At 72.1% G+C, this 645-nt stretch carries 1 protein-coding gene; it reads left to right on the forward strand.

What is annotated here, in order from left to right:
* Positions 1 to 645, forward strand: a 645-nt coding sequence (locus tag JHN45_RS52665; RefSeq protein ID WP_201056631.1) for an SWIM zinc finger family protein, incomplete at both ends; no start/stop codon positions are given.

Below are 645 nucleotides of genomic sequence, written 5' to 3' on the forward strand. Positions count from 1 at the left end.
CCCCAGCCCCACCCACACCCCCATCCCTATCCCCACAACCCCCACCTCCATGGCCTCTCCCTCCCGTGACGGCGACCTCCGCCGCACCTTCCCCGCGTTCCCGCCGAAGCCGTCGAAGGACACGCACTTCGCCGAGACCTGGTGGGGCAATGCCTGGGTCACCGCGTTGGAGGAAGGCGCGCTGGACGCCAAGCGGCTTGTGCGCGGGCGTGGTTACGCCGAGAAGGGCCACGTCGACGCGATCACCGTGACACCGGGACTCGTGCTCGCGTATGTGCAGGGCAGCCGCCCGCGGCCGTACCGCGTACAGGTGCGGTTGCGGACGCTCGACGACGCCGACTGGGACCGGTTCCTGGACGCCGCCGCCGACCGGCCCGGACACATCGCCGCACTGCTCGACAAGGAGATGCCCAAGTCCCTTGCGGAGTGCGGAGTTCCGCTGCTGCCGGGGCCCGGCGACCTCGACCCGCATTGCAGTTGCCCCGACGTCGGTCACCCCTGCAAGCACGCCGCCGCCCTCTGCTACCAGACCGCGAGACTTCTGGACGCCGACCCCTTCGTGCTGCTCCTGCTGCGAGGCCGGGGTGAACGCCCGCTGCTCGACGCGCTGTCCCGCCGCAACGCGACCCGGGCCGCCCGCGCCGC

The organism is Streptomyces sp. MBT53, assembly GCF_016654115.1.
Taxonomy (GTDB): Bacteria; Actinomycetota; Actinomycetes; order Streptomycetales; family Streptomycetaceae; genus Streptomyces.